General features: G+C 70.5%; 15 protein-coding genes. 8 read left to right on the top strand and 7 right to left on the bottom strand.

All coding sequences use genetic code 11. From position 1 onward, the window contains the following. The first annotated feature begins 8 nt into the window (after positions 1-8). Both ACIBQX_RS19940 and ACIBQX_RS19935 read left to right on the top strand, forming a co-directional pair. A complete protein-coding gene (locus ACIBQX_RS19940; RefSeq protein WP_397006436.1) occupies positions 9-512 on the top strand; it encodes an adenylyl-sulfate kinase in 504 nt (167 codons plus the stop codon). Continuing rightward, positions 509-1,312, top strand: a complete 804-nt coding sequence (locus ACIBQX_RS19935; RefSeq protein ID WP_397006434.1) for a TauD/TfdA family dioxygenase — start codon at positions 509-511, stop codon at positions 1,310-1,312. Before ACIBQX_RS19940 ends, ACIBQX_RS19935 begins: the two co-directional genes overlap by 4 nt. A gap of 262 nt (positions 1,313-1,574) precedes the next feature. On the opposite strand, the gene ACIBQX_RS19930 is transcribed toward ACIBQX_RS19935, so the two are convergent. Next, positions 1,575-2,402, bottom strand: coding sequence for a class I SAM-dependent methyltransferase (locus ACIBQX_RS19930; RefSeq protein WP_397006432.1), 828 nt, complete (start codon positions 2,400-2,402; stop codon positions 1,575-1,577). Positions 2,403-2,474: 72 nt separating this feature from the next. Between ACIBQX_RS19930 and ACIBQX_RS19925 the strand changes: the two genes are divergently transcribed. Together ACIBQX_RS19925 and ACIBQX_RS19920 are read left to right on the top strand one after the other, a co-directional pair. Then, positions 2,475-3,089: a TetR/AcrR family transcriptional regulator gene (locus ACIBQX_RS19925; protein ID WP_397006430.1), complete on the top strand. Its 615-nt coding sequence runs from the start codon at positions 2,475-2,477 to the stop codon at positions 3,087-3,089. Between the two features lie 109 nt (positions 3,090-3,198). Beyond that, positions 3,199-5,322, top strand: coding sequence for a GAF domain-containing SpoIIE family protein phosphatase (locus ACIBQX_RS19920; RefSeq protein WP_397006428.1), 2,124 nt, complete (start codon positions 3,199-3,201; stop codon positions 5,320-5,322). A gap of 13 nt (positions 5,323-5,335) precedes the next feature. Here the strand turns inward: ACIBQX_RS19920 and ACIBQX_RS19915 are convergent, their stop codons facing one another. Next, positions 5,336-5,989 carry a class I SAM-dependent methyltransferase gene (locus ACIBQX_RS19915; protein ID WP_397006426.1) on the bottom strand — a complete coding sequence of 218 codons (654 nt, stop codon included), beginning with the start codon at positions 5,987-5,989 and terminating at the stop codon, positions 5,336-5,338. A gap of 61 nt (positions 5,990-6,050) precedes the next feature. On the opposite strand from ACIBQX_RS19915, the gene ACIBQX_RS19910 reads away from it, so the two are divergent. From ACIBQX_RS19910 to ACIBQX_RS19895, 4 genes are all read left to right on the top strand, one after another. Then, positions 6,051-6,689 carry a TetR/AcrR family transcriptional regulator gene (locus tag ACIBQX_RS19910; RefSeq protein ID WP_397006424.1) on the top strand — a complete coding sequence of 213 codons (639 nt, stop codon included), beginning with the start codon at positions 6,051-6,053 and terminating at the stop codon, positions 6,687-6,689. 161 nt (positions 6,690-6,850) lie between these two features. Further along, positions 6,851-8,278: an alpha/beta fold hydrolase gene (locus ACIBQX_RS19905; protein WP_397006422.1), complete on the top strand. Its 1,428-nt coding sequence runs from the start codon at positions 6,851-6,853 to the stop codon at positions 8,276-8,278. A 10-nt stretch (positions 8,279-8,288) separates the two neighbouring features. Continuing rightward, positions 8,289-9,707 (top strand): sensor histidine kinase, encoded by a 1,419-nt coding sequence (locus ACIBQX_RS19900; RefSeq protein WP_397006420.1) that lies wholly within the window; start codon positions 8,289-8,291, stop codon positions 9,705-9,707. After that, positions 9,704-10,345 carry a response regulator gene (locus ACIBQX_RS19895; protein ID WP_397006418.1) on the top strand — a complete coding sequence of 214 codons (642 nt, stop codon included), beginning with the start codon at positions 9,704-9,706 and terminating at the stop codon, positions 10,343-10,345. The genes ACIBQX_RS19900 and ACIBQX_RS19895 overlap by 4 nt, the downstream gene beginning before the upstream one ends. A 162-nt stretch (positions 10,346-10,507) precedes the next feature. On the opposite strand, the gene ACIBQX_RS19890 is transcribed toward ACIBQX_RS19895, so the two are convergent. The 5 genes from ACIBQX_RS19890 to ACIBQX_RS19870 form a co-directional block, all read right to left on the bottom strand. Beyond that, positions 10,508-11,125, bottom strand: coding sequence for a TetR/AcrR family transcriptional regulator (locus tag ACIBQX_RS19890; RefSeq protein WP_397006416.1), 618 nt, complete (start codon positions 11,123-11,125; stop codon positions 10,508-10,510). Between the two features lie 107 nt (positions 11,126-11,232). Beyond that, complete coding sequence (locus ACIBQX_RS19885; protein WP_397006414.1) at positions 11,233-12,381, bottom strand: pyridoxal phosphate-dependent aminotransferase; 1,149 nt, start codon at positions 12,379-12,381, stop codon at positions 11,233-11,235. Continuing rightward, positions 12,378-13,037, bottom strand: a complete 660-nt coding sequence (locus tag ACIBQX_RS19880; protein WP_397006412.1) for a methyltransferase — start codon at positions 13,035-13,037, stop codon at positions 12,378-12,380. Before ACIBQX_RS19880 ends, ACIBQX_RS19885 begins: the two co-directional genes overlap by 4 nt. A gap of 417 nt (positions 13,038-13,454) precedes the next feature. Continuing rightward, positions 13,455-14,675, bottom strand: a complete 1,221-nt coding sequence (locus ACIBQX_RS19875) for an FAD-dependent monooxygenase (RefSeq protein ID WP_397006410.1) — start codon at positions 14,673-14,675, stop codon at positions 13,455-13,457. Next, positions 14,672-16,069: an MFS transporter gene (locus tag ACIBQX_RS19870; protein ID WP_397006408.1), complete on the bottom strand. Its 1,398-nt coding sequence runs from the start codon at positions 16,067-16,069 to the stop codon at positions 14,672-14,674. The genes ACIBQX_RS19875 and ACIBQX_RS19870 overlap by 4 nt, the downstream gene beginning before the upstream one ends. Positions 16,070-16,149: the final 80 nt, after the last annotated feature.

The raw sequence follows: 16,149 nt of genomic DNA, 5'->3' as shown, positions 1-16,149 counted from the left end.
AGCCCCAATTGGTATTCTGGATTACCGGATTGTCCGGCGCGGGAAAAACCGCCGTGGCCAGGGAATTGTCGGCCCTGCTCGCCGCCGACGGGCACGCGCCGATCGTGCTCGACGGCGACGACCTGCTGGAGGTCCTGCAAGCCGGCGACGCCTACGATCGGGAGAGCAGGCATCGACGCGCGTACACCTACGCCCGCCTGTGCGCGCTCCTGGCACGTCAGGGCCACACCGTGGTGATGGCCACGATCGCGCTGTTCCACGACGTTCACGCCTGGAACCGGCGCAACATCGCCGGCTACTTCGAGATCTACCTCGACGTTCCGCTGGACGTGCTGCGTGAGCGGGACACCAAGGGCATCTACGGGGGAGGCGGCGAGGTCGTCGGCATCGACGTTCAGGCTCAGGTTCCCCTGCGGCCCGATCTGGTGCTGCCCACCCATGGCCCGCTGACGCCCGCGCACGCAGCCGCACGCATCTACGACCTGCACCTCAGGAAAGGACATGCGACATGAACGACGCGTTCGACGCCCAGCGTTTCCCCCACGACACCGACCTTTCGAAGCTGGTCGACGAGCACCTCGACCACGGGCCCGGATACGTGATCCTCACCGGGCTGGACGTCGGCCGGCACCCCGCCGAGCTGTGCGAGCGCCTTTCGTCCGCGATCGGCGCCCTGCGCCCCCAGGACTCCTCCGGCACCATGGTGCGCGAGGTCGCCGACCGAGGAACGCGCATCGGCGAGGGGACCACCGCCCGCTACGCCGACTCCCGGTTCGGCGGCAGTCTCCACACCGACGGAGCCGAGGCCCCCTTCCCCGTCCCCGACTGTTTCGCGCTGCTGTGTGTGCGCCAAGCCCCGGTAGGCGGCGCCCTGCGCCTGGTGCACGTCGACGACGTGGTGAAGGAACTGTCCGGCGACGACGGCGTACTGGACACGCTGCGTCGCCCCTTCCACTTCGACCGGCGCGGCGACCAGGGTGACGGCGAGGACCCCACGACGTTCAAGCCGGTCCTTCTCCGCGAAGGCGGCGCCAACGCCGTCACCTACCTGCGCGAGTACATCGAAGCCGGTCACCGGCACCCGGGCGTCGGCCCGCTGGAGGAGCGGCAGCGAGCTGCCCTGGACCGCCTCGACGAGGTGCTCACGCAGACGCCGTCAGCGGTGGAGGGCAAGCTGCGGCCGGGGGAATTCGCCGTTTTCGCCAACAAGCGGGTGTTGCACGGCCGCACCACGTTCGAGGATCACGCCGAGCCCGGCCACAAGCGGCTGCTCATGCGTACATGGATCGACCGGACGCCCTCGGCGGCCTGACTCGCCCGCCGGCCCCGCCGCGTCCGGCACCCCAATGAGCAAGAGCGGAGACCGATGCTGGGACGTCGCGAGGGAGATCACGTCGGCGTCGGCGAGAATTCGAATGCAGCTCGGGCGTATCGCCTCGGCGGAATGCCCATGACGCGCTTGAATGGTAAGAATCGTGTCACCCGGCCCGAGCGAACGGGTGTCGCCGAAGATGTGTGTTCGTCTTCGGGCTGACGGGCAGGGATCCTGGATCAGCGGGTTTCGATTGATGGACTCAGGAGGTGCCGGTGCGTACGGCGGTCGCGGCCAGGGTGGTGTAGTTCATCGTGAAGCGGCCTCCCAGGGAGTCGATGGCGGCCCCGACCGCGTCCAGCACCTCGGCCAGCTGATCGGGCCGGAGTTGGGAGAGGCCACCGGTGGTGGGTAGCAGGTCCAGCCATTGGTCGCGCGTGTAGGACCGCTCCCAGTCGAATCGCCACTGGTCGAAATCGGTGAACTGCTCGGTCTCGCGGACCTTGTCGGCGAGCTTCGCGTATCCCGCCTGGTAGAGGTCGAGCGGACGTCGGGCCGGTTGGCCGTTGAGCGGGGAGTCGGGCGCCGCCCGCCGGTAGGCAGCGGCGAACGGCTCGGCCACCTCGGTAGGCGGCTCGTACACGTGCCCGAAGATCGCCAGCCGTCCTCTTGGGCGCAGCACGCGTGCGGCCTTCGCCGCGCCGGCGACCGGATCCACCCAGTGCCACGACTGGGCGGCGATGACCGCGTCGAACATCCGGCCTGCCGGCTGCCAGGATTCGAAGGTCGACACCTCGACCCGCAGGCCACGGGATCGCGCGACGTCGGCCATCCGCGCATCGGGCTCCACGCCGAGCACGGCGCAGCCGGCCGCCTGGAACTGGCGGGCGGCGATGCCGGTGCCGCAGCCGACGTCGAGCACGTCAGGCCCGGGGCTCCCGGTGACGATCCGCGTCACCAACGCATCGGGGTAGCCGGGCCGGGCCTGGTCGTAGTGTTGCGCGTCCACGCCGAACGACTCGGCCATCCGCCGGGCCTTGTACGACTCCGATGGGGACGGCTCTGGCTGCTTTCGAGGTAGTATGGGCACGTGCCCACTTTAGTGGGCGTGTGCCCACTAGGCAACGTGTGCCGGCGGGTCGACGCACGAAAGGATCTCTGAGTGCCGACTGGCGTGCACCTTCGCGACGCGCGGCAGCAGCTGTTCGACGCTGCCGAACGAGTGCTTCTACGGGACGGGCCGAACGGGCTGACCAGCCGGGCCGTCACCGACGAGGCGGGCTGCGCCAAAGGCGTCCTGCACCGGCACTTCGCCGACTTCGACGCCTTCCTCGCCGACCTGGTACTCGACCGGGCCGCGCAGCTCGAGACGCAGGCGAGCGTGCTGCGCGAGTCCGTCGGCACCGGCACGGTGGCCGGCAACCTCACCAGCGGGCTGACCATCCTGTTCGGACCGATACCGATGGCGATCCTCCCGCTCATCACCTTCAGGGACGAGCTGCGCGCACGGCTGCGGCAAGCCAGACCCGGAGGCGGCATCGCGATCCTCGCCCAGGCCACGACCGCAGTCTCCGCCTATCTGACGGACGAGCGCGAACTGGGCCGCATCGCGGCCGATGCCGACATCGACTCACTCACCCTCTCCCTGGTCGGTGGCGGGCATCTCCTGTTCGCAGACCGCGACCCCGGCCCACCGACCCCGGCAGCCGTCAGCAAGTTCGTGACAGCGGTCATCGCCGACGCCGTGCAACGACGACCGGACCAGGGGCACCGGTAACGCCCGTGCCACCGGCGCGACCCGACTGGCCGCCCTATATGGGCGTATCCTGCCGATATGGGGTGGTTGGAACGCTTGTCGGGTGCCCTGCACGGAAGCTGTACGGATCGTGGCGTGGCCAGGGGATAGCGCCGCGTTCCCGGGGGCGGCGGACACGTCGTCTCGTCTGGACGATCTGCTGATCGAAGCCGTGTTCAGCACCGGGGCGCACATCGGCATGGTGTACGTCCTGGCCGCGGACGGTCACCTCCTGCAGATGCAGGCCACGATCGGTTTTCCCGCCACCATCGCCCGGACCTGGGCCAGGATCAGGGTGCACGATTCCATGCCGATCGCGGTGGCGGTGCGTGAGCAGAGGCTGGTCTGGCTGAGCGACCGGGCGGTCCTGGCGCGAGAATTCCCAGCGGCGGCGTTGTCGCTGCCGTACGACTTCGCGCTGGCCGCCTCGCCGGTCTGCGCCGGCGGTGTCGTCTGGGGCGGGATCGTCATGGGCTGGCCCACGGGAGGCGAACCCCGGCTCAGCCGGCGCCAGCTCGACGTCATCGACAGCATCTGCGCTGAAATGGGGCGGCTGCTCCGCCGGGCGAGTGAGGGCGGACGGCCGGTCGTCCCCAGCTTTCCGCCTCGCGTTCTGGACCCGGTTCCCGCTCACCGGCCGGGCTCGGACGCCTGCCTGACCGCCTTGGCCTGCCTCGACTCCTTGCCCGAGGGCTACTGTCACCTGGACGCGCACGCGCGGGTGAGCCTCGTCACCGCCACGGCCGCTGACCTGCTCGCCGCGAACCCGTCCGACATGGTCGGCAAGCGCCTGTGCAAGGCACTGCCCTGGCTGGACGACCCCCTCTACGAAGACCGCTACCGGGCCGCGGTCGTCAGCCACCAGGTCACCCAGTTCACCGCCCGCCACCCCGACGGGCGGCGCCTGTCGTTCCAGTGCCATCCGCGCCTGCCCGGCATCACCATACGGATCACGCCCGCCGGCACGCCCGAGACCGCCGCTGAGGCCGCAGACCGGCGTCCTTCGGTGATCGGGCTGCACGACGGCCTCCACCTCGCGGCCTCCCTCGTACAGGCGACGACCGCTCAGGACGTGGTGAACCTGGTGGCCGACCACGTCATGTCGGCATGCAAGGCCCAGGCCATGGCCATCTTGACCTGGAACAGCGGGCGGATGCACGTGGTCGGCTCGCGCGGCTACAGCAGCCGCGGCCTGGAAGGGTTCAACGGACGCCCGGTGGTCGAAGCGGTCCGCTGGGCGCGCGGCTACGACGAGGGCAAACCGGCGTTCTATCCGACCTGGGAGGAGTTCGAGCGGACCTACCCCGACGCCATCCGCATCGACGACATGGGCGCCTGGGTGCTCCTGCCGCTGGTCGCCATGGGCCGGTCCATAGGTACGTGTGTCCTCGCCTATGACCGTCCCCGCCAGTTCAGCGACAGCGAGCGGTCCAGCGTCACCACGATCGGCGAGCTGATCACCCAGGCGTTCGAGCGTACCTGGCTCTACGACAACAGGCGCCGGCTCGCCGAGTCCCTGCAGGCGGGGCAGCTACCGCAGGATCTCCATGAGTTCCCCGCCTTGGACGTGGCCGCCCGATACGTGCCCGCCACCCCCGGCATGGACATCGGCGGCGACTTCTACGACCTGATCCGCCTCAGCGACACCCTGGCCGGGGCGGTGATCGGCGACGTCCAGGGCCATGACGTGACGGCCGCCGCACTCATGGGTCAGGTACGCACCGCCATCCGCGCCCACGCCACCGCGGGCGCCGACCCCGGCGAGGTGCTGACGCGCACCAACCGGCTGCTCACCGAGCTGGCCACGGACCGCTTCACGAGTTGCCTGTACGTCAGCTTCGACCTGCGCCGCCGCACCGCCTCCCTGGCCAGCGCGGGCCACCTGCCGCCGGTGCTCAGCAGGCCCGGAGGTCCGGCCGAGATCATCGAAACCCCGGCCGGCCTGCTCCTCGGCATCGACCCCGACGCGGAGTACGGCACCACGGACCTGAACATGCCGCCGGGCGCGGTCATGGCCCTCTACACCGACGGCCTGGTCGAGAGACCCGGCCTCGACCTGGGCGACGCCATCGCCGCCCTGGCCACCCGGTTCGCCCCCACGCCCGGACAGCCCCTGCCCGCGCTGGCGGAGTCGCTCATCGAGCACACCACGAACGAGCAGCGTGCCGACGACATCGCCCTCCTTCTCCTGCGAACCACCCCGGTATCCCCGTGATCACGCCCGCCGGCTAGGCGTCGCGTCGCAGCGTGAACCAGAAGGTCGGCACCGAGTTGGTGCCCGGCGTGACGTCGAGCAGTTCCCAGCCGGCGAACCTGGCGTCGAGTTCGTCGGCTGTGACGCCCGCCGCCCACGACGTGATCTCGGAAGTCGGATTGCCGACCGGCTCGGGGCCGTACCCGAACATCAGCAACCGTGCTCCGGGAGCGGCGCGGTGGGTGAGCCCGGTGGCGTAGGCGTCGCGGCGGTGCAGCGGGATCCCGCAGTAGCAGCTCAGGTCGAAGAACAGGTCGAAGGGTCCGGGCACGTTCAGGTCATCGAGGCGGGTGGCGTCCCCGTGCAGCAGCCGGATCGTCACCCCCGCCGCCTCGGCCTGCTCCCTGGCCTGGTCGACGGCGCGGTCGATCAGGTCGACGGCCGTCACCTCCCAGCCGTGCCGTGCGAGGTAGGTGGCGTTGGTCCCCGTGCCGCAGCCGAGTTCGAGAACGCGGCCGGGCGGCAGCGCGCCGCGCCCCTCTACCAGGGCGACCAGCTCGGGCGGTGTCACGCCGGTGTCCCACGGCGGCTTGCCGGCGCGGTAATAGCCCTCCAGCGCACGGTGGACGGACTCCTCCTCCTGGTCTTGCTGCGTTGAGATCCGCTGGGTGGTGTCGGGGTGGTCCATCGTTTCCTCCAGGAAGTTAGAGTTGAACTCTAGTGGACAACTCTAGATATATACTCGCAATATGGACAGAGTCAAACGGCCGGACAAGCGAGCCGAGCGCTCACGCCACACCCGTGAAAAGGTCGTCGAGGCGGCTCGCGAGTTGTTCGTCGCGCAGGGTTACGGGGCGACGAGCCTGCAGGAGGTCGCGGACCGGGCGGGCGTGGCCGTCCAGACGATCTACTTCGTGTTCCGTAACAAGCGCACGCTGTTCAAGGACGTCGTCGACACGTCCATCGCCGGGGACACCGAGCCTGTCGCCACCATGGATCGTGAGTGGTTCCGCGCCGCGTGCGCCGAGCCCACCGCGGCCGGGCAACTGCGCGCGCACGTCCGCGGCACCCGCGAGATCCTGGGCCGGGTCGCCCCGATCATGTCGCTGATCGCGACTGCCGCGGCCACCGATCCCGAGATCGCCGCGCAGTGGCCGGACGGCCCCGACCCGCGTTACACCGTGCACTACACGGCTGCCGAAGCCCTGGCCGGCAAGCCCGACGCCCGTCCCGGCATCTCCGTCGAGATGGCCGCGGACGTGCTGTTCGGCCTGCTCAGCCCACAGCTCTACCTGATCTTCGTCCGCGACCGCGACTGGTCACCGGACACGTGGGAAGAGTGGGCCCGCACCGCTCTGACCTCCCAGCTCTGCGCCGGCCCAGGGTAGACAGGCGGGCGGACGCCATCCGAGCGGCTTGAGGCGCACGGTCGGGGATGTATGCCCTGTGGCAGATGTAGCGGAAGGTCCGCCTGTCTAGCCTGTGAGGTCGTCTGCGGCGCTCGCCGCACTGTTTATCGGAGAATTCGATGACCTGGCCAAGATCAGCCTTGCTCGCTCTGCCCCTGGTGATGGCGCTGGGAGCGTACGCTCCCGCCGGCGCCTCCTCCCTTTCGCCTGCCGCGACACCGGCGTCGTCCCTCACCTGGTCAGCATGCGGCGGGAACGTCTCGGCCGAGTTGCAGTGCGCCGGACTGGCCGTTCCCGTCGACTGGGCGAAGCCCGGCGGGAAGACGATCACGCTCACCCTGGCCAGGGCGTCGGCGACCGGCGAGGCCGCGGGAACCGTCCTGTTCAGTCCGGGAGGTCCCGGCGGGGCGGGCGTCCAGGAACTGTCCCGGCGGCTGGCCCACTTCGCCGGTCTGCGTACCCGGATGGACGTCGTCACCTGGAACCCGCGCGGCGGGGCGAGCGGCGAGCACATCCCGATGGCGTCCTGTGTGAAGGGTCCCGCGTTCGCCACTCCGGACAGCAGGCGCGAGTACGACCGGGTGCTCAAGGCGAACGCCGCCGCGATCGCTCCCTGCCGGGACGCCGTGCCCGAGCTGTTCGCCCACATGGACTCCGCCACCCAGGCCCGCGACATGGACGCCATCCGCGCCGCCCTGGGCGAGGAGAAGATCTCCTTTCTCGGCAACTCCTACGGCGGCGTGCTCGGAGCCTCGTACGCGCGGCTGTTCCCGCAGCGGTTGCGCGCCATGGCGCTGGACAGCGTGCCCGACCACGTGGACCCGGTCGCGGATTCGGAGCGGCTGCAGTACGAGGGTTTGGAGAACGGTTTCAAGCGCTTCGTGCGCTGGTGCGCCGGCGCCTCCGACTGCGCGCTGCACGGCAGAGACGTGGAAAAGACCTGGCAGGACGTCGTGAAGCGGGCCGAGCGCCGTCCCCTGCCCGGTGCCGAGGCCGCCGGTGATCGCCGCTACGACGGCGACGACCTCAAGTGGAGCGCGTACGGCTTGGTCGACGACAGATCGGGCTGGCCCGCGCTCGCCAAGGCCATCGCGATCGCCTCGAAGGGCGACGCGTCCGGTTTCGACCCGCAAGGCCGCGGGCCGGGGACGCAAGTGACCGCCCTGCTGGCGGTGCGGTGTGCCGATGGATACCACTACGACGGCTACCGTGCCTATCAGGCGGCGGTACGGCGCTCGGCCAAGGTGTCGCCGAACTTCTCCGGCCTGCGGGAGAACGGTCATCTCGCGTGTTCGCCGTGGACGGCGGCCAAGGTCCCCAACCCGCCGGCGCCGCTGCCGGCCCGCAAGCTGCCGCCGTTGCTCGGCGTCGGACCCGTTTACGAGTACCCCTCTGTCCGCGCCATCACCGACCAGGTGCCCGGCTCGGTCACGATCAAGTACGACGACATCGGCCACGGCCGGTACCTGAACGCCGGCGATCCCTGCGTGACCACGCACGTCGACCGATACCTGATCGACGGCAAGCTGCCCGCTCCCGGCACCACGTGCCCCGCATGGCCGGCGTGATACTGGTCCCGTGAGACGATCGGCGACTTTCCGCACCTCCCCAGCGGGAGACGCGGTCGGCGTCTGGGGGCGCATCCCGCTGATGGGCCGCGACGCCGTGCTCGCCTGCGCCGTGGCGGTCATCGCGTTGGCGGTCTCGGCGCTGGACGGATGGTGGCGCGGTCAGCCCGCGGTGGTCACCGACGCGGGCTCGGCGGCGGCGTGGGCGGTACCGACCCTGGCCGCCTGCGCGCCGCTGGCGGTCCGCAGGCGGCTGCCGCTGACGGCGGTCGCCGCGTCCGCGGTGGTGATGCTGGCGGCCAGTCTCGCGCTGGAGCGCGACACCGGGACGTGGGTGCTGGGCCTGATCGTCGCCTCAGCGGCCTACTACCGCCACCGGCTGCGCTCGGCCCTCCTGATCGGCTCCGTCGTCCTGGCTGTGGTGATGGCGGTGGGCACCGGGGGCATGTCCACGCCTGATCTCGCCACCGTGTTCGTCTACGCGGCGGCCGGCGCGGCACCGGTCGCCGTCGGGTACGCGTTGCGACTGCGGGCCGACCGCGCCGCGCAGGCCGTACGGCTGCAACGGGCCCGGGAGGAGTGGGCGCGCTCGCAGGAGGCCGCGCGGATCGCCCGGGACGTCCACGACATCGTGGGTCACCACCTCAGTGCGATCAGGCTCCAGGCGGTCGGCGCCCGGCGGGCGCTGGCCGGTCGCGACGGCGAGGCCGACCGCGCACTGGCCGGGATCGCCGGTCTCTCGGCCGAGGCGCTGGCCGAGATCCGGGGGCTCCTCGCGACGTTGGTGCGATCGGACGGCGAGGAGCATGTGACGGGGCGAGGCCTCGCCGACCTGCCCGCACTGGTGGAACGCAGCGGCGGTCCGGAGCTGGCCGTCGCCCTGGAGGTCGATCCCCGCTTGGAGAGCACCGTCCACCCCGAGACGGCGGTCTGCGCGTACCGGGTTGTGCAGGAGGCGCTGACCAACGTGGCGCGGCACTCCACGGCCGCGACGGCCTCGGTCACGGTCCATGGGGCCAATAGCCGGGTCATCGTCACCATCGACGATCCGGGTCCGCCCCGCCCATCGTCCGGCGGCGAACCGGCGGACGACCGCGTCCCGAGCGGAGGGCCCAGCGGAGGGCCCAGTGGAGGGCCCAGTGGAGGGTGCGGCGGCGGGCCCAGCGGACGGCCCAGTGGAGGGACCAGCGGACGGCACGGTGGAGGGCACGGCGTGGCGGGCATGCGCGAGCGCGTGGCGGCACTCGGAGGGCGCTGCCACATCGGCCCGCGTGGCAAGAACGGCTGGCGGGTGCGCGCTGACCTGCCCGCGCTCCCCCCGAACGCGCGTGCGGAGCGCGGATCGGCGGCGAAGGCCGGCGGTGCCGAGCTCGGCCCCGCCACGGTGTCCCCGGCGCACGATCATCCGGCCCGGCAGGTGGTCCCGTGATCCGCCTCCTGATCGCCGACGATCAGCATCTCGCCCGCGAGGGCCTACGGCAGTTGCTGAGTCACGAGCCCGAGATCGCCTTCCTCGGCGCCGCGCGCGACGGGGCAGAGCTGATCAGCATGGCGCGTGAGCACCGGCCGGACGTGATCCTCACCGACCTCCGTATGCCGGGCACGGACGGGATCACGGCGATCCGGCGGCTGACGGCGCGGGCGCCGGACACGGCGATCATCGCGCTGACCACGTTCGACACGGACGAGTACCTCTTCGGGGCGCTCGAAGCGGGTGCCGTGGGCTTCCTGCTCAAGGACGGTGACCCCGACCTCTACCTGGCGGCGGTGCGCGCGGCTCACCGAGGTCAGGGGCTGATCGACCCCCAGGTCACGCGCAAGCTTGTGCGCCGCTTCGCGACCCCGCCGGTTCAGGCCGACGCTCGGGAGCTCACGGTGCGGGAAACGGAGGTGCTCCGGCTGGTCGCGCTGGGCGGGTCCAACGCCGAGATCGCCGACGACCTGGCCATCGCCGCGGGGACGGTCAAGATCCACGTGTCCCGCGTCCTCGCCAAGATCGGCGTGCGCACCCGTGTCCAGGCCGCGATCTACGCGTACCGGTCGGGACTGGTGTCCCCAGACGAGTAACGCACCCGGAGGCCCGGGACGTGTTCCGGGAGCCCGAACGGCAGGCCGTCCGGCCTCGCCTTCCTCGGCGACCCGTGCGCCGAGGCCGGCACCCTCGCGCGCCCGGGGAGCCAGGCGCCGAGCTCGCCGGATCCGGGCCGGCGCACGCAGCGCCTGGGGCGATCAGCCTGCCCGCGCCCACCCGCGCAACGCGCCGCTGTAGGCCTCGGTCAGCCGGGTGATGACCTCGCGGCGGGACAGATCCGTCACCTGCACCAGGTCCTGGATCTCGCGCGGATCGAACATCATGTTACAGAGGAACAGGGCGTACTCGATCATCTCGTTCGGGAGGCCGATGTCGTCGAGCAGCCCCCGCACCGGCTCGTTCCAGGCATCCCGCACGGCGGTTATGATCGCGTCGCCGTCGTTGAGCCGCTCCAGGTAACCCTGGCGGGATCGAAGCTGCACCAACGCCGGGCCGTGCTCCGCGAGCAGGTCCACCCATTTGTCCACGACGGAATCGAACAGCGGTCGCCCTTCCGCGGTCGACCTCGCGCTGAAGTCGCGGAGTTCCTCGACGACGCTGAGCACGTAGGCCGCGAGCACGTCGTCCATCGAGGAGTAGTAGCGGTAGGCGGTGGCCGGGCCGATCTCCGCCCGGGACGCGACGGCCTGCATGGTGAGCTGGCCGGGCGCCTCCCGGGCGAGCTCGCCGACGGCCTTGAGGAGGCGCCGGCGGTTACGGCGGGTGTCACTGCGCAGCTTGTGCCCGCCGTTCGGGGCGGCCTGCTGATCGGTCACGCGCCTCCTTCGCCCCTCATCGAAGTGCAGGCGAAGTATATCCCCTGAGTGAACGTCCGTTCGGCTGCCCGGACATGCGCCGTATGCTGTACGGTCGCCGGACCTCGTCAGGATCTCGCATCGCCGAGGTGACGGACGATGCGGTCCAGCCCGGTCCGCAGGTCGTCCTCGGAGGCCGCGAACGAGATCCGGATGTGCCCTTCGCCCGAGGGCCCGTACTCAGCGCCGGCCCGGACCATCACCCCACGCCCGGCGAGCTCGCGGGCGACCGCCTCGGAGGGCAGGTCGGCGTCGTAGCGGAGGAACCCGTAGAACGCTCCCTCCGGCGGAACCAGGTGCAGGCCGGGAATCCCGGACAGGTGCGCGACCACGAGCTCTCGGCGCTGCCGGTACCTGTCGGTCATGGCGTCGAGGACGCCGTCCGGCAGATCGAGGGCGGCGAGGGCCGCGTGCTGGGCCGCCGTGTTCAACGAGCCGTTGTAGGTCCGGTGCACGTGGGCCGCCGCGTCCACCACCTCGCGTGGCCCGGTCAGGTATCCCACCCGCCAGCCGGTCATCGCGTACGTCTTGGAGAAGGTCTGGACGTACACCGTCCGGTCTCGCAGCGATTCGATCTCCAGCGCCGAGGTCAGCGCATGCCCCGGGTACACCAGCCGGTGGTACGCCTCATCGCTGACGAGCAGGACGTCGGAGCCGTCGAGGATCTTTCCGAGGGCCTGGAGCTCCTGCTCGCGGTGCACGATACCGGTCGGGTTCGACGGGTTCGAGAAGATCATCATCGCGGCCCCGGGAAGCGCGGCGGCCAACGCGTCGAGGTCCCAGTGCAGGTCCGGGGCGAGCGGGACGAAGTCCACGGTGCCCCCGGCGAGGACGACCAGGTCGGCGTACAGCGAGTAGGCGGGCTCCGGGATGACCACACGGTCGCCGGGGCCGATCATCGCCAGCACGACGGCCGCCAGCGCGGCGGTCGCGCCGTGGGTGACCACGACGTCGTCCGCGGTCCAGGTCCGGCCGGGGTGCGCCGGCAACCTGGACGCGAGCGCGGCGCGCAGCTCCCGCAGGCCTTTCTGGTCGGCGTAGTGGGTGTGCCCCGCGCGCAAGGCGGCCACGGCGGCCTCGATCACCGGCGGCGGTGTCGGGAAGTCCGGCTCACCCATGGCGAGGGAGACGGCCCCCGGCGGGGCCGGGGCGAGGGCCGGACGCCGCGAGCAGCGGCGCAGTTCCTCGATCCGGAAGGCGGGCAGCATGGCGGTCATCGGGCCACCGCCGCATGGTCGGAGCGCGCGGCGAGGATGCGCTGCCGGAGCTCCTCCTCCTTCTCGACGATCCCGTCGACCGCGCCCACGACCTCGTGCACGCGGAGCCGTGGGACGACGACGACGCCGTCGGCGTCACCGACGAGCACGTCACCTGCCGCCACCACCACGCCGCCGACTGCCACCGGGGCACCGATGGTGCCGGGCCCGCCCTTGAACGGCCCGGCGGGGGTGATCGCCCGCGCGTAGACGGTCAGGCCCATCTCGGACAGCGCCTGGACGTCGCGGACGGCACCGTCGACCACTGCGCCGGCGACCCCGGTATTCACCATGATCTCGCCGATGAGGTCGCCGATCAGCGCACGGGTCATGTCCCCGTGCCCGTTGACGACCAGGACGTCACCTGGTCGGGCTTCGTCGAGCGCCCGGTGAATGGCCAGGTTGTCACCCGACCGCACGTCCACCGTCAGGGCGTTTCCCAGGAGCGCGGCCCGCTCGGTGAACAGCCGGATGCCGCCGTCCATGACGGTCATCCGCTGCAGCGCGTCGCCGACGTTGGCGGCCGGCACTTCCCCCAGGCGGCGAGTCTCCTCCGCTGTTACGCGATCCCAGTTCGGAGCGATGAACACGCTGTCCGTCGCCGCAGCAATGAACATAATAGGGCTCCATCCTTAAATGAGAATCTTTTCTCAGATGAGACGACTATAACTCTCAAGGCGTCCGCCTACAATGACTCAAGCCGTTGGACTGGGCCGTCCGCCGCGGCGGGGCCGGATGCGTGAGGTGACGCCGCGCGCGAGCGGCGAGGACGGGGCATCGGCCGGTGCGACGGTCGTCGCACCGGCCGCACGCGCGTGCGCGACGGCCTTCACGCTGTCCACGATGTGCCGCCGGATCGATGCCGCCACGACTGCGAAGAACGTGCCGAAACTGGCCAAAATCACGGAATGGGCCGGTCGGCGGGTGGGAGTAGCGCTCCCCGATCGGCGCACCCACCGTCAGCGGCGCCCGGGTCCGTACCGGTGGCCCCGGCCGCCGGGGACGCCCGTCATCGGCGCGCGTCCCCGGGCTGCTCAGGTCATCGACATGAACGCGGGCAGGGTGAGGGCCGAATGGGCCGGACGTCCCTCCGCGACGGGTATGGCGCTGAGCTTGCGCAGCCTGTTGTTGCGCTGTTCCAGGGCCTGAGCGGTGGTCGGGAAGAGCGTGGCGGAGCCCTCGCCGACCAGCCCCTGGTTCAGGGTCACGAACTCACGGGTGTCGTGTTCGTAGGCGGCGAAGCCCTCGGCGTGGTCCCGGTCGGCCAGGGAACCGGCGAGCATGTACGCGCCGACGAGCGCCAGGCTGGTGCCCTGTCCGGTAAGGAAGGAGGGCGCGTACGCGGCGTCGCCCACCAGCGCGACCCTGCCGCTGGACCAGCCGGGCATGCGGATCTGGCTGACCGCGTCGAAGAACAGGTCGTCCGAGTCGCGCATGGCGGCCAGCATGCCCGGGACCTCCCAACCCGCGTCGGCGAAGACCGTGGCGATCAGGTCCCGTTGGGCTTCCGGGTTCGGGAACGCGTCGAACGGCGGTTGCGGGTGGGCGAAGTTCAGGAACGCGTGCACTTCGTCGTCGTCCCCTACGGCGTATAGTGCCGCGGCCCTGCCCGGGGTGTTCCACATCACGGTCTCGTGGGAGAGCCCGAAGGTGTTGCGCATGGTGAACACGGCGAAGCAGTACCCCAGGAAGCGGTGGAACTGCTCTTCGGGGCCGAACAGCATCTCGCGGGTGCGTGAGTGCATACCGTCCGCCCCGAATACCATGTCGAACGTACGCTTGCCGCCCCCGCGGAAGGTGACGTCGACCCCGTGGCCGGACTGGTCGAGGGTGTCGATGGAGTCGTTGAACAGAAACTCCACGTCGTCACGGACCGCCGCGTAAAGAGCGTCGCTCAGATCCCCGCGCCGCACCTCCAGGTCCCGTCCCGCGACACCGCCGGTGACGGCGTGCGGGTTGACCGAGACCACCTCGCTGCCGTCCCCGTCGAGGAAGGTCAGCCGGCGCAGGTCGATGTGCGAGTCCCGCAGTCGCGGCAGGATTCCCATCCTCTCGACGACATCCAGTGCGGTGCCGCGCACGTCGATGGGATAACCACCGGCACGAAGCGTGTCCGCCTTCTCCACCACCGTGACGTCGAAACCGTAGCGGTTCAGCCAGAACGCGAGGGCAGGACCCGCGATGCTGGCTCCCGAGATCAGGACCTTGCGCCTCGGCGCGGTACGGACATCCGTCCTCAGGTCGGTGCGGGTCATTCCTTGGCTCCTTTGCTCAGGGTTCGGACGGCAAGCAGGGACAGCGCCGTGACGACGCCGGTGATGACGAAGACGGTGGTGAAGGCCGATTCGGCCGGGATGTTCGACCCGGCAGGGGTCGCGGCGGTGAGGAAGGCACCGCTGATCTGTGCGCCCGCGGCGTAGGCGATCACGCGAATCACCAGGACCAGGCTGGTGGCGGTGCCGGTGTCGCCTTGATCGACAGAGGTGGCGGTCTTGACGACCATCGCCGTGACGCAGATGCCACTGGCCAGAGCGACCAGCACCTTGCCGATGACGAGATGCCAGACATCGGTGTGGATGAACGCCATGGCGACCAACGTGGCCGACAGGAAGCCGATTCCGGCAGCGACCACGGCACTCGCGCCGAAACGCCGCGCCAGGACCCCGCTGAGCGGCCCGGCGACCGCCGCCGCGACGGCGCCGGGCAACAGGTACCGCCCGATGTCGGTGGCGCTGGCCCCGAAGCCGTACGCTTCGGCGGGCACCTCGAACAGCTGCGGAACGAGAAACATCGACGCCGAGGTACCTAGGCAGATGGCGAAGGTGATCACATAGGAGCTCCAGATCGCAGGCTTCGCGAGCATCTGCAGATCGACCATCGGCGAGGCTGACCGGCGTTCCACGAAGACCCACCCGGCCACGAGGGCGGCCAGGAGAACGACGACGGCGCCGAACACGAGTGGCTGGCTGCCGATCTCGGCCACCATCGAGAGGCCGAACATGAGCGTCAGCAGAATGCCGCTCAGGAGAACCAGGCCGGGCCAGTCCATCCTCGCGCCGGTCCGGGCCGGCGGATCGTTCGGCATCAGCCTGTGCACCAACAGGGTCGCCACGACGATCGCGAACGTCGGTATCGCGAACATCCAGTGCCGGGACAGCCCCTCCGCGATGGGCCCGGCTATCAGCGTGCCCAGCATGCCGCCGCCCAGGAACAACCCGCTGACCAACCCGATGGCCACCCCGGACTCTCCCGCTGGGAGGTACTTGCGTACCAGGATGAACGACAGCGGCATCGCGCCCACCATCGCGCCCTGCAGCACCTGACCGAGCAGCATCACCGGCAGGTTCGGTGCCAGCGCGGACACCAGACCACCGACCACGACCACCGCCATCAGCCGGGTGATGACCCATTTCCCGCCGTGACGGTCACCGAGATTGCCCGCGATGGGCGCGAAGATGGCGCCGGTGATGAGCATCGCGATGCTGAGCAGTGCCCCTTCGGCACGAGTTATCGACAGTTCCTGTTGCAACAGCGGAAGCGTCGGTGACACCACCGCCTCCAGGACGCCAGTGGCGAGTGCCAGAATGCCGAGAGCCCCGACAGCGGCCTTCCCGATGCGGACCGGGGGAGCCAGGGATGGTGTGGTCATGAACGTCCTTTCCTCGTTGCCGTGCTGGTGCAGGGTCGGCAGCGCATGTAGCGCTGCCGCCTAGCGGGGAGTACTCACGC

The sequence above is a fragment of the Nonomuraea sp. NPDC049714 genome (assembly GCF_044465295.1).
Taxonomy (GTDB): domain Bacteria; phylum Actinomycetota; class Actinomycetes; order Streptosporangiales; family Streptosporangiaceae; genus Nonomuraea.
This window is presented reverse-complemented; position numbering and strand designations above follow the sequence as displayed.